At 69.0% G+C, this 12,768-nt stretch carries 11 protein-coding genes; 6 read left to right on the forward strand and 5 right to left on the reverse strand.

Annotation, left to right across the window (positions count from 1 at the left end; translation table 11 throughout):
• Window positions 1-10: 10 nt before the first annotated feature.
• From C4K88_RS00725 to C4K88_RS00735, 3 genes are read right to left on the reverse strand one after another with little or no spacing between them, the layout of a single operon-like run.
• The gene (locus C4K88_RS00725; RefSeq protein ID WP_104119738.1) at window positions 11-1,453 is read right to left on the reverse strand and encodes an NAD(P)-binding protein; all 1,443 of its coding nucleotides are present in this window, start codon (window positions 1,451-1,453) and stop codon (window positions 11-13) included.
• Complete coding sequence (gene trxB / locus C4K88_RS00730; protein WP_104119739.1) at window positions 1,446-2,432, reverse strand: thioredoxin-disulfide reductase; 987 nt, start codon at window positions 2,430-2,432, stop codon at window positions 1,446-1,448. Before trxB ends, C4K88_RS00725 begins: the two co-directional genes overlap by 8 nt.
• A gap of 53 nt (window positions 2,433-2,485) precedes the next feature.
• The gene (locus tag C4K88_RS00735; RefSeq protein ID WP_104119740.1) at window positions 2,486-2,926 is read right to left on the reverse strand and encodes an arsenate reductase ArsC; all 441 of its coding nucleotides are present in this window, start codon (window positions 2,924-2,926) and stop codon (window positions 2,486-2,488) included.
• A 101-nt stretch (window positions 2,927-3,027) separates the two neighbouring features.
• On the opposite strand from C4K88_RS00735, the gene C4K88_RS00740 reads away from it, so the two are divergent.
• From C4K88_RS00740 to C4K88_RS00750, 3 genes are all read left to right on the forward strand, one after another.
• A complete protein-coding gene (locus tag C4K88_RS00740) occupies window positions 3,028-3,393 on the forward strand; it encodes an ArsR/SmtB family transcription factor (protein ID WP_104119741.1) in 366 nt (121 codons plus the stop codon).
• Window positions 3,394-3,495: 102 nt separating this feature from the next.
• Window positions 3,496-3,918, forward strand: coding sequence for an arsenate-mycothiol transferase ArsC (locus tag C4K88_RS00745; protein ID WP_174705193.1), 423 nt, complete (start codon window positions 3,496-3,498; stop codon window positions 3,916-3,918).
• A 158-nt stretch (window positions 3,919-4,076) separates the two neighbouring features.
• On the forward strand, window positions 4,077-5,570 hold the full coding sequence (locus C4K88_RS00750) for an arsenic transporter (RefSeq protein ID WP_104119742.1): 1,494 nt from the start codon (window positions 4,077-4,079) through the stop codon (window positions 5,568-5,570).
• Between the two features lie 32 nt (window positions 5,571-5,602).
• Here the strand turns inward: C4K88_RS00750 and C4K88_RS00755 are convergent, their stop codons facing one another.
• On the reverse strand, window positions 5,603-6,001 hold the full coding sequence (locus C4K88_RS00755; RefSeq protein ID WP_104120271.1) for a MerR family transcriptional regulator: 399 nt from the start codon (window positions 5,999-6,001) through the stop codon (window positions 5,603-5,605).
• A gap of 132 nt (window positions 6,002-6,133) precedes the next feature.
• Here C4K88_RS00755 and C4K88_RS00760 point away from each other — a divergent pair, with 132 nt between their 5' ends.
• The gene (locus tag C4K88_RS00760) at window positions 6,134-7,657 is read left to right on the forward strand and encodes a SulP family inorganic anion transporter (protein ID WP_104119743.1); all 1,524 of its coding nucleotides are present in this window, start codon (window positions 6,134-6,136) and stop codon (window positions 7,655-7,657) included.
• A gap of 81 nt (window positions 7,658-7,738) precedes the next feature.
• Entirely contained in the window at window positions 7,739-10,363 is a 2,625-nt protein-coding gene (gene valS, locus C4K88_RS00765) for a valine--tRNA ligase (RefSeq protein ID WP_104119744.1), read from the forward strand.
• A 77-nt stretch (window positions 10,364-10,440) separates the two neighbouring features.
• Here the strand turns inward: valS and C4K88_RS00770 are convergent, their stop codons facing one another.
• Window positions 10,441-11,058 (reverse strand): mycothiol-dependent nitroreductase Rv2466c family protein, encoded by a 618-nt coding sequence (locus C4K88_RS00770; RefSeq protein WP_104119745.1) that lies wholly within the window; start codon window positions 11,056-11,058, stop codon window positions 10,441-10,443.
• A 214-nt stretch (window positions 11,059-11,272) separates the two neighbouring features.
• On the opposite strand from C4K88_RS00770, the gene C4K88_RS00775 reads away from it, so the two are divergent.
• Window positions 11,273-12,748 (forward strand): glyceraldehyde-3-phosphate dehydrogenase, encoded by a 1,476-nt coding sequence (locus C4K88_RS00775; RefSeq protein ID WP_104119746.1) that lies wholly within the window; start codon window positions 11,273-11,275, stop codon window positions 12,746-12,748.
• Window positions 12,749-12,768 lie beyond the last annotated feature (20 nt).

The raw sequence follows: 12,768 nt of genomic DNA on the forward strand, positions 1-12,768 counted from the left end.
GCGGTACGGATCAGCAGTCCGGGTCTCCCGACCTCCCATGGGCGGTGCCGGTGGGCACGCCGATCGTGAGGAGCTCCGGCGCCGAGCAGCACCCGCCGAGGTCCGCGGCGACTGCGGCGTCCGCGTCGGTCAGAGGCACTGCAGGGGCGTCGCAGGACCCGCCGAGGTCCGTGCTGCACACACCCGTCTCGGGGAGGTCGAGCTGCAGGCGGGAGGCAGCCTCCGTGTCGCCGGCGATCGCGGCGGTCACGGAGCGGACCTGCTCGTACCCGGTGGCCAGCAGGAACGTGGGCGCCCGCCCATAGGACTTCATGCCGACCAGGTAGAAGTCCTTCTCCGGGTGCGCGAGGACGTCCGCGCCGTGGGCGGGGACCGTCCCGCAGGAGTGGAACTCCGGGTCGATCAGGGGGCCCAGTGCGCGCGGCGCCTCGACCGCGGGGTCCAGCTCCAGACGCAGCTCCCGCAGGATGCCCAGGTCCGGCCGGAAGCCGGTGGCCGGCACGAGGACATCCACGTCGAGGATGCGGACGCCGTCCGGTGTCGATGCCGTCACCGCGAGGCGCGATCCGCTCCGGGCGAGGGAGGTGATGGTGAAGTCCGTGATCAGCTCGACGACGCCGTCCTCGACAAGGGACTTGAGGCGACTGCCGAGGGCGCCGCGGGCGGGCAGTCCGTCGAGGTCGCCGCCGCCGTAGAGGCGCTGCGCCGAGCCGCTCCCGCGGACGGCCCACAGCACCCGCGTGCCCGGCTCGTTCCGGGAGACCTGGCCGAGGTTGATGAGCGTGTTCGCAGCCGAGTGGCCGGCACCGACCACCATGGCCGTCCGGCCCGCGAAGCGGTCCCGTTCGGCGCCGACGACGTCGGGCAGCGCGGAGGTCAGCAACTCGCTCACGGCCTCCTCCCCGGGTGCCGGCAGTCCTGCCTGGCCGAGGGGGTTGGGCTGACCCCACGTGCCGGAGGCATCGATGACGGCACGGACGACATGGTCGGTGGTGCCCCCGGGGCTGCTGACTCGGACGAGGAACGGGGTGGTGTCGCGGTCCTTCGTGCGGGTCTTGTCCATCCCCAGGCGGGTGACCGCGGTGACGGTGTTCATGAAGTGCAGCGTCTCCCTGATCGCTGGGATCGCGGCGAGGGGTTCGAGGTAGGCCTCGACGAGTTCCCGCCCGTACGGCAGGGCGGTCGGGCGGGGCTCGGTCCAGCCGGTGGGTTCGAGCAGGCGCCGGGCTGCGGGGTCGATGTTGTACTGCCAGGGAGAGAACAGGCGGATGTGCGCCCACTCACGCACCGCTGCTCCGACGCTCTCGCCCCGTTCGAAGACGATCGGGGTGAGTCCCTGCTCCAGGAGGTTGGCGGCGGCGGACAGCCCGATCGGTCCGGCGCCGATCACGGCGACCGGCAGGTCGGAGGCGTGAGTGGGTGGGGGTGTGGCTGCGTCGGCGCTGTCAGGCATGGGTGGTCTCCTCGACGAGAGCGGTGGCGATGCTGGGGGCGTCCTCGAGTGCGGCGAGGTAGCGTTCGGCGTCCAGGGCCGCGGCGCAGCCGGAGCCGGCGGCGGTGATGGCCTGCCGGTACCGGTGATCGACGGCGTCGCCGCAGGCGAAGACACCGGAGAGGTTCGTGAGAGTGGTGGGCGAGTCGACGACGATGTATCCCTCGTCGTCGAGGGTGACCTGTCCGTGGACGAGGTCGGTGCGGGGCAGGTGCCCGATGGCGACGAAGATCCCGGTCACGTCCTGTTCCCGGGTAAGCCCCGTGATGGTGTCGGTGAGCGTGACACCGGTGACTTTCGTATCCCCGTTGATCGCGGTGATCGCGCTGGTGTACGCGAAGCGGATCTTCTCGTTGTCCAGGGCCCGCTGCGCCATGATCTTCGACGCCCGCAAGGCTGAACCGCGGACGACGACGGTGACGGTGTCCGCGAAGCGGGTGAGGAACAGGGCCTCCTCCATCGCGGAATCACCGCCGCCGACGACGATGATGTCCTGGTTGCGGAAGAAGAACCCGTCGCAGGTGGCGCACCAGGAGACGCCGCGGCCGGACAGTCGCTTCTCATCGGGTAGCCCGAGTTCCTTGTACGCGGAGCCTGTCGCGAGGATCACCGCCGGCGCCTGATACGTGGTGCCGCTGAGGGTGGTCACGGTCTTGACGTTCCCGGAGAGCCCGACGGTGGCCGCGTCGTCGTAGTCGATGACGGCGCCGAAGCGTTCGGCCTGCCCGCGGAGGTTCTCCATCAGCTCCGGGCCCTGGATGCCGTCGGTGAAGCCGGGGAAGTTCTCGACTTCCGTCGTGTTCATCAGGGCACCACCGGCCGTCACCGCGCCGGCGATGACCCGCGGCGCCAGGCCTGCCCGGGCCGCGTAGATGGCCGCCGTGTACCCGGCAGGACCGGAACCGACGATGATGATCTTCTCCTGCAGTGGGGCCGCCATGGCGGTGCCTCTCGGGTCGGGGGGCGTACTGGTGGTCGTGCTGGTGGGCGGAGTCACTGAGCGGGCAGGAGTTCGCTGATGAGCTGCCGGATGCGCCCCTTGATCTCGTCGCGGATGGGCCGGACGGACTCGACGCCCTTGCCGGCCGGGTCCTCGAGGACCCAGTCCTCGTACCGCTTGCCGGGGAAGTAGGGGCACTCGTCGCCGCACCCCATGGTGACGACGACGTCCGAGGCCTTCACGGCGTCGGTGGTGAGGATCTTCGGGGTCGCCGCGGTGATGTCGATGCCTTCCTCCCGCATCGCCTCCACCGCGGCGGGGTTGACCTGGTCGGCGGGCTGCGACCCGGCGGAGAGGACCTCGATGCGGCCCTCGGACAAGTGGTTCAGGTACGCGGCGGCCATCTGGGACCGACCGGCGTTGTGCACGCAGACGAACAGGACCGACGGCTTCTTCTGCTCTCTGGTCGTCGCAACGGGTGTTTCGGCGCTCATGGGGTCCTTCGTTCGTAAGGTGGAACAAGACATCGACTGTCTTCGATACCGAGTATGGGGAATGATATCGACGGTTGTCAATGTGTGGGTATGCTGGGTGCATGACGACGATCTCCGAACCCGGGACGGCTCCCGCATCACCCGATGAGGGGCGCTGCTGCGTGCCGTCCGGGGCGGCGGCGATGAGCGCGACCCGGGCCGAGGAACTCTCCCGCCAGTTCAAGGCCATCGCCGACCCGAACCGGCTGCGCCTGGTCTCCTTGATCTCCTCCAGTGCCGAGAATGAGGCGTGCGTGTGTGACCTCACCGAACCGCTGGACCTCGGCCAGCCGACGGTGTCGCATCACCTGAAGATCCTCGTCGACGCCGGCATCCTGCACCGGGAGAAGCGGGGTGTCTGGGCGTACTACTCCATCGTGCCCGGGAGCCTGGACGCCCTCGCCGGCGTCCTCACCGAACCCAAATGACACCCCTGCCTCCCGGGTCTCCTCCGGTTCTGTCCGGTTCCTGCCGGGCCCCTGCCTGATTCCTGCTTCACTCCCGTCCGACCAGAAGAAGTGAGTACCGCTGTGAGTTTCAAGGCCGACAAGCCCTCCGTCCTGTTCGTGTGCGTGAAGAACGGCGGCAAGTCCCAGATGGCTGCCGGCCTCATGGACAAGGTCGCCGGGGACTCCGTGACCACCGCCTCCGCCGGGTCCACGCCCGGGTCCGCGATCAACGGCCTCTCAGCCCAGGTCCTGGTCGAGGTCGGGATCGACATCAGCCAGAACGTCCCCCGCCAGATCACAGCCAAGGACCAGGAGCAGGCCGACGTCGTCGTCCTCCTCGGCGCCGAAGCGCAGGTCGACGAGGTCGAAGGCACCCTGTACGAGCGGTGGATCACCGACGAGCCCAGCGACCGCGGCATCGACGGCATCGAGCGGATGCGCCTGGTCCGCGACGACATCCTCGACCGCGTCACCGCCCTCCACACCACCCTCACCACCCGCTGACCCCAACCCCACCTCTTCCTGCCCGGGCGACAACGGTCGTGCTCGACTGCCGTCGTCGCCCTGTGTATACCCCCGAGCCCGGCATGACATCACCACCGACTCACCGGTGAGGTCGGCGGCGCGATTCTTCCTACCCTCCTGTTAGGAGCCCTGCTGCCATGACCGTGGTCGCCATCCTGATCTTCCTCGCCACCCTGACCCTGGTCATCTGGCAGCCCAAGGGCCTCGGCATCGGCTGGTCCGCGCTCGGCGGGGCGGCCGTCGCGCTGATCACCACCGTCGTGAGCCTGTCCGACATCCCCATCGTGTGGGACATCGTCTGGAACGCGACCTTCGCGTTCGTGGCGATCGTCATCATCTCGCTCATCCTCGACGAGTCCGGGTTCTTCACGTGGGCGGCCCTGCACGTCGCACGGTGGGGTCGGGGCAACGGGCGGCTGCTGTTCACCCTGATCGTCCTGTTGGGGGCGGCGATCGCAGCGGTCTTCGCGAACGACGGCGCGGCGCTGATTCTCACCCCGATCGTCATCCAGATGCTCCTCGCCCTGAAGTTCCCCGCCCGGGCATCCCTCGCCTTCGTCATCGCCTGCGGGTTCATCGCCGACGCCGGCAGCCTCCCCCTCGTGGTCTCGAACCTGGTGAACATCGTCACCGCGGACTTCTTCGACATCTCCTTCGCCCGCTACGCGGTGGTCATGGTCCCGGTGGGCCTCGTGTCCGTCGCCGCCAGTCTCGGCGTCCTGCTCCTGTTCTTCCGCACGGCCATCCCGCGTCACTACGACGTCAGCGTCCTCGCCACCCCGAGGTCGGCGATCGCGGACCCGCTGACGTTCAGGACCGGCTGGGTGGTCCTCGGTGTCCTGCTGATCGGCTACTTCGCCGCGGAGCCCCTCCACCTCCCACTCTCCGCGGTCGCAGGCCTCGGCGCCGTGGTGCTGATGATCGTCGCCTCCCGCCGGCCGGCTTTCCTCTTCCGCCGCGCCGGAGTCTCCTCAGGCGTCCGGGTAAGCGCGAACCCGGCGAACAGGGTGGAGGACCTGGACTACGAGAGCGTCGGCGTCGGGCGTCGCCCCTCGTCCGGCCCCCTGGCCGGACCTGCCGCGCACGAGGGTTCCGCCGAGGGCGAGGGGGGCCCGAGGCAGGCGACCGAACCTGCGGGCACGATCTCGGTCCCGCGGATCCTGAAGGACGCGCCCTGGCAGATCGTCCTGTTCTCCATCGGCATGTACCTCGTCGTCTACGGGCTGCGGAACCAGGGACTCACCGATGAGCTCGCGGGCGTCTTCTCCGCCGTCAGCAACAACGGGGTCCTGATCACCGCACTGGGCGTCGGGGTCATCGTGGCGGTCCTCGCATCCCTGATGAACAACATGCCCACCGTCCTCATCGCGTCCCTGGCCATCGGGTCCGCCGGCGCCACCGGGCTGACGCAGGAGGCGATGATCTACGCCAATGTCATCGGCTCGGACCTCGGCCCGAAGATCACCCCCATCGGCAGCCTCGCCACGCTCCTATGGCTGCACGTCCTGGACCGCAAGGGCATCCACATCGGGTGGGGCCAGTACTTCCGCACCGGCATCGTGCTGACCATCCCGGTGCTCCTCATCACCCTGCTCGCGCTCGCCGGATGGCTCACCGTCGTCGGAGTCTGACCCGCGCGGCAGGTCGACCGGACTCGCGCTTGCTAGTAGCGGGTAAGGACGTCGATGAACTCGTCGGCGCGGGCGAGGGTCTCGATCAGCTTCGCCCGGCGCTCGACGGCCGAGTCGCGGAAGACGGCCAGCCGTGCGCGCAGCCCGGCCGCGGCCGCCTCGTCTTCCTCCCCCTCCAGGGCGTCGATGACGGCGAGGAGGTCCTTCATCTCCTCGAGGGTGAAACCCAGTGGCTTCATCCGACGGATCACCATCAGCCGCTCGAGGTCCTCCTCGGTGTAGACGCGGAAGCCGCCGTCGGTACGGGCGGTCGCCGGAAGGATGCCGACCTCGTCGTAGTGGCGGATCGTCCGCAGGGACAGATCCGTACGCTCGGCGAGCTCGCCGATGTGCATCGTCCGGTACCCCACGGGTCCAGCAGCGTCGCTCATGACCACCCTCTCTTTCGCATGACTCTACCCTTACGTTAGGGTTGTTTTCGGAACGACCGCACAGCGGCGTGCGCCGTCGTCCATCCATTCTCCTTCCCGTACAGCCGGGACGAACGCTCGAAGGAACCTGCCATGTCAGCAGCCGCACCCGCCGCGACGCCGGAACTCACCCCGGTCGAACGTCAGTCCGTCGCCCGGACCCTGAAGAACCCCCGCCTGCTCAAGACCGAGGTCCTCGCCGGCCTCGTCGTCGCCCTCGCCCTGATCCCGGAAGCCATCGCCTTCTCGATCATCGCCGGCGTCGACCCCCGGCTCGGACTCTTCGCGTCCTTCACCATGGCCGTGTCCATCGCGTTCCTCGGCGGCCGCCCTGCGATGATCTCCGCCGCGACCGGCGCCGTCGCCCTGGTCATCGCACCCCTCGTGGCCAGCCACGGCGTCGACTACTTCATCGCCGCCGTCATCCTCGGCGGGATCTTCCAGGTCATCCTCGGCGTTACCGGCGTCGCCCGGCTCATGCGGTTCATCCCCCGCTCCGTCATGGTCGGTTTCGTCAACGCCCTCGCGATCCTGATCTTCCTGTCGCAGGTCCCCGAACTGATGAACGTCCCGTGGCTGGTCTACCCGATGGTCGCCGTCGGCCTGCTCATCGTCTTCGGTCTCCCCCGCCTCACCCAGGTGGTGCCGGCGCCGCTCGTGGCCATCGTCGTCCTGACCGTGTTCGCGGTCCTCGCCAACGTCCTCGTACCGACCGTCGGGGACAAGGGTGAGCTCCCCGAGAGCCTGCCCTCCCTGTTCTTCCCGAACGTCCCCCTGACCCTGGAAACCCTCCAGATCATCGCCCCGTTCGCCCTGGCGCTGGCCGCCGTGGGACTCCTGGAGTCCCTCATGACAGCCAAGCTCGTCGACGACATCACCGACACCCGGTCGAACAAGACCCGCGAATCCTGGGGGCAGGGAGCGGCGAACATCATCACCGGGTTCTTCGGCGGCATGGGCGGCTGCGCCATGATCGGCCAGACCATGATCAACGTGAAGGCCTCCGGGGCCCGCACCCGGATCAGCACCTTCCTCGCCGGGATCTTCCTGCTCATCCTCGTCGTCGCCCTCGGCGACATCGTGGCCCTCATCCCCATGGCAGCCCTGGTCGCGGTGATGATCTTCGTCGCCATCGCCACCTTCGACTGGCACAGCATCCAGCCCTCGACGCTGAAGCGGATGCCCCGGAGCGAGACCACGGTCATGCTCGCCACCGTCGTCATCACCGTGTGGACCCACAACCTCGCGATCGGCGTCGGCGTGGGCGTCCTCGTCGCCATGGTCGCCTTCGCCCGCCGCGTCGCCCACTTCGTCACCGTGGAACGCACCGAGAGCACGGTCGACGGCGTCCGGCAGGCGACCTACACGGTGAACGGCGAGCTGTTCTTCGCGTCCTCCAACGACCTCTACACCCAGTTCGAGTACGCCACCGATCCCCACCGGGTCACCATCGACCTCCACGGATCCCACCTCTGGGACGCCTCCACCATCGCCGCCCTGGACGCGATCACCGAGAAGTACCGCACCCACGGCACCGAGGTGCAGGTCATCGGCCTCAACGAGGTCTCCACCAACATGCGCGAACGCCTCGGCGGGACGCTCGGCGCCGGGCACTGACGTCCCCGACGGTCGGACCCGGATCGGGCGCGACGATCGACGTCGTGCCGGAGGGCGCGGGCAGTAGGGAACAATGGAGGAATGGCCGATACCACCCAGGGCACAGACACGCCCTCACCCCAGCCCGTTTCCGTCCCCGACAAGCCCGCGCTGGAGGGCCTCGAGGAGAGACTGTCCCGCCAGTGGCGCGAGGACGGCACCTACGCCTTCGACCGGAACACGACGCGCGAGGACGTCTACTCGATCGACACTCCCCCGCCCACGGCGTCGGGCTCCCTGCACGTCGGGCACATGTTCTCCTACACGCAGACCGACGTCATGGCCCGCTTCAAGCGCATGCGCGGTGCCAACGTCTTCTACCCGATGGGCTGGGACGACAACGGGCTGCCCACCGAGCGCCGCGTCCAGAACTACTACGGGGTCCGCTGCGACCCGTCCGTGCCCTACGACGCCGGCTACCGGCCCCCCGCCGAGCCGGCGAAGAACCAGCGGGACTTCGACGCGGTGTCGCGGAAGAACTTCATCGAACTCTGCGAGGAACTGGCCGTCGAGGACGAAAAGGTCTTCGAGAACCTCTTCAGCACCCTTGGCCTCTCGGTGGACTGGGATCTGACCTACCGGACCATCGACGACACCTCGCGCGCCGTGTCGCAGCGGGCGTTCCTCGAGAACCTGAAGGCCGGGGACGCCTACCTGGCCGAAGCCCCCACCCTCTGGGACGTCACGTTCCGCACCGCCGTCGCGCAGGCCGAACTCGAGGACCGCGAGCAGCCCGGCGCCTACCACCGCATCGCATTCCACGCCCCGGACGGCACGCCGATCCACATCGAGACCACGCGTCCCGAACTGCTGCCCGCCTGCGTCGCCCTCGTGGCGCACCCCGACGACGAGCGCTACAAGCCGCTCTTCGGCACCACCGTCACCAGCCCGCTGTTCGACGTCGAGGTCGAGATCAAGGCGCACCCGCTGGCGAAGCCCGACAAGGGCAGCGGTATTGCCATGATCTGCACGTTCGGTGACCTGACCGATGTCACCTGGTGGCGGGAGCTGCAGCTGCCCACCCGCGCCGTCGTCGGCCGCGACGGCCGCCTGCGCGCCGAGGCCCCGGACTGGATCGCGACCGAGCGGGCCCGCGAGAACTACGGCCACCTGGCCGGCAAGACCATCTTCAGCGCGAAGGAGGCCGTCGTCGCCATGCTCCGCGAGAGCGGGGACCTCGAGGGCGAGCCGAAGAAGATCATGCACCCGGTCAACTTCTACGAGAAGGGCGACAAGCCCCTCGAGGTCGTCACCAGCCGCCAGTGGTACATCCGCAACGGCGGGCGCGACGCCGGCAAGCGGGACGCGCTGATCGAGCGGGGACGCGCGATCGACTTCCACCCCTCCTTCATGCGCTCCCGCTACGAGAACTGGATCGAGGGGCTGAACGGCGACTGGCTCGTCTCCCGCCAGCGCTTCTTCGGTGTCCCCGTCCCCGTCTGGTACCGCCTCGACGCCGACGGCGAACCGGAGTACGACGACCCGATCATCCCGGCCCTGGAGTCCCTGCCCGTCGATCCGGCCGCCGACCCTGCGCCGGGCTTCGACGAAGCCTCCCGCAACCAGCCCGGCGGCTTCATCGGGGACAGCGATGTCCTGGACACCTGGGCGACCTCGTCCCTGACCCCGCAGATCGTGGGCGGCTGGGCACGGGACGAGGACCTCTTCGGGAAGGTGTTCCCGTTCGACCTGCGCCCGCAGGGACACGACATCATCCGGACCTGGCTGTTCTCCACGGCGGTCCGCGCCGATGCACTGCAGGACTCGGTGCCGTGGAAGCACGCGGCCCTCTCCGGCTGGATCCTCGACCCCGACCGCAAGAAGATGTCGAAATCCAAGGGCAACGTCGTGGTCCCCACGGACGTGCTGGAACAGTTCGGCGCGGACGCCGTGCGCTACTGGGCGGCGTCGGCGAAGCTCGGCGCGGACACCGCGTACGAGGTGAACCAGATGAAGATCGGGCGGCGCCTGGCCATCAAGCTGCTCAACGCCTCGAAGTTCGTCCTCAACCTGGGCGTCACCGAGGCGTCCATCGGCGCCGACGCGCTGGACCGCGTCTCGAACGCCCTGGACACGTCCCTGCTCGTCCAGCTCCGCACTGTGACCGAACAGGCCACGGCCGCCTTCGAGAAGTACGACTACGCCCGTGCGCTCCAGCTCACGGAGTCCTTCTTCTGGACCTTCACCGACGACTACGTGGAGCTGGTCAAGGACCGCGCCTACGGCGATCCGGGCGACGCCGGGACGCAGTCGGTCCAGGCCGCACTGGCCACGACGCTGGACGCCCTGCTGCGGCTGTTCGCGCCGTTCCTGCCCTTCGCCACCGAAGAGGTGTGGAGCTGGTGGCGCGAGGGATCGGTCCATCAGGCGGACTGGCCCGGCGCGGACGCCCTGAGGGCGCTGCCGGACGCGGCCGACGCCGGGGTCCTCACGTCCGTGGCCCTGGCCCTCGGGGGCATCCGCAAGGCCAAGTCGGAGGCGAAGGTGAAGCAGCGCACCGAGGTGGAGCGCGCCGTCGTCACCGCCTCCCCCGCCCAGGTGGGGCAGATCCGCGCCGGCCTGGCCGATCTCCTCGCGGCCGGCAACGCCCGGGACCTGGAGGTCGTGGAGGGGGACGGCGCGCTGAGCGTCTCCGACGTCGACCTGGTGCAGCAGCCCGCGGAGTAAACGCCACGACGCAGGCACGACGCAGGAAGGGACCCGCCGATGGGCGGGTCCCTTCCTGCGTCACGGGCGACCGGCGATCAGTCGAAACGCGGGCTCTCCGTGCGGGAGCGCTTGAGTTCGAAGAACCCGGGGAACTCGGACATCAGGACGGCGCCGTCGAAGATCCGGCCGGCCTCCTCCCCGCGCGGGATCCTGGTGAGCACGGGCCCGAAGAACGCGGTGCCGTTGAAGGCCACGACCGGCGTGCCGACCTCGTCGCCGACGCGGTCGATGCCGTCCTTGTGGGACGCGCGCAGCTGGGTGTCGTACTCGTCGCTGTGCGCGTGGGCTGCGAGCTCGGCGGGCAGGCCCACCTCCTCCAGTGATTCCCGGATCACGACGTCGAAGTCCCTGTTCTGCCCGATGTGGATGCGCGTGCCCATGGCGTCGTACAGCTTCTTGATGTACTCGTCCCCGTGCAGCTCGGCCGCGGCGATGATCACGCGGACCGGGCCCCAGCCCTGCAGCATCATGGCCTGGTAGTCCTCGGGGAGGTCCCGCCCCTCGTTGAGGACGGACAGGCTCATGACGTGCCAGGCGACGGAGATGTCGCGGACCTGCTCCACCTCACCGATCCAGCGGGAGGTGATCCAGGCGAAGGGACACAGGGGGTCGAACCAGAAATCGGCCTTCTCTGCGGACGTGGATGCGCTCATCGAGATGCTCCTTGGGAGGTTGGGGAGGCCGAAGCCTGTCGAAGGTGCAAACCCGCCACCGCTGCTCGCTATTCCGGCGGACTTGGTGCGGCCCGGCAGGAGGCGGTCTAATGAGAGGACACGACCAGTCGAGGATGCCTGGCGCTATCCCTGCGTCGCCATCGGGCTGGATGAGCTTGCACCGGCACGTCCCGGTGCCGAAAGGGACGCCGCTGTGCAGCACCACCGGACCGAGACCCATGACACCTGGCTCGAACGCGAGGCCCTCGCCGAGGCCATGATCCCGCTCATCGGGCGTCTGTACCGCGAGAACAACGTCGTCACCAGCATCCACGGGCGCAGCCTCATCAACAAGTCCACGATGAACATCCTCAAGGCGCACCGCTTCGCCCGCCGCATCACCACCGAGGAGCTGCGCCTCGAGGACACCGCACCCCTGCTACAGCTGCTCGCCGACCTGGACCTCGGTGCGGCCGCGATCGACATCGGACGCCTCCGCTTCGCCTACGACCGCTCCGGGGACGGCCGCACCCTCGAGGAGTTCGTCCGCGCGGAGCTCGCCGACATCGTGGGCCATGGGGGGCGCGACGAACGCACCAGCACCGACGTCGTCCTGTACGGCTTCGGGCGGATCGGGCGCCTCGTGGCCCGGCTCCTCATCGAGAAGGCCGGCGGCGGGCACGGGCTGCGGCTGCGCGCCGTCGTCGTCCGCCGGGGCTCGGACAACGACCTCGCCAAGCGCGCGAGCCTGCTGCGCCGCGACTCGGTGCACGGACCCTTCGAGGGCACCATCCAGGTGGACGAGGCCTCGAACACCATCACTGCCAACGGGATCCGCATCCAGGTGATCTACTCCGACGACCCGGGCTCCATCGACTACGAGGCCTACGGCATCCACGACGCGATCGTCGTCGACAACACCGGCCGCTGGCGTGACGCCGACGGCCTGTCCCAGCACCTGAAGAGCCGCGGGGTGGCCAAGGTCCTGCTGACCGCCCCGGGCAAGGGCGCCCTGAAGAACATCGTCCACGGCATCAACCACCACGCCATCGAGGACACCGACCGCATCATCACCGCGGCGTCCTGCACCACGAACGCGATCACGCCCGTCCTGAAAGCGGTCAACGACCGCTTCGGCGTTATCCACGGACACGTGGAGACCGTGCACTCCTTCACGAACGACCAGAACCTGATCGACAACTTCCACCGCGGCGACCGGCGCGGGCGTTCGGCGGCGCTGAACATGGTCCTCACCGAGACGGGCGCGGCGACGGCGGTGGCGAAGGCCCTGCCCGAACTGGCCGGCAAGCTGACGGGGAGTTCCATCCGCGTGCCCACCCCGGACGTCTCGATCGCCATCCTCAACCTGACCCTCGAGCACGGGACCACGAAGGACGAGGTCAACACGTACCTGCGGGAGATGTCCCTCCACTCGGGGATGCGCAAGCAGGTGGACTACATCGACAGCCCGGAGGTGGTCTCCACGGACTTCGTGGGCTCACGCCGCACGGGCATCGTCGACGGCCTCGCGACCATCGCCGACGGCACCTACCTCGTCCTGTACGTCTGGTACGACAACGAGTTCGGGTACAGCTGCCAGGTGGTGCGGGTCCTCGAGGAGATGGCGGCAGTGCACCCGCCGTCATACCCCGTCGCCGACCTCGACGTCGCGGTCGCGGCGGTCCCCTGACGCCGGCGGACATGCGGAGG

The organism is Arthrobacter pityocampae (assembly GCF_002927275.1).
GTDB classification, from domain to species: Bacteria; Actinomycetota; Actinomycetes; order Actinomycetales; family Micrococcaceae; genus Arthrobacter_D; species Arthrobacter_D pityocampae.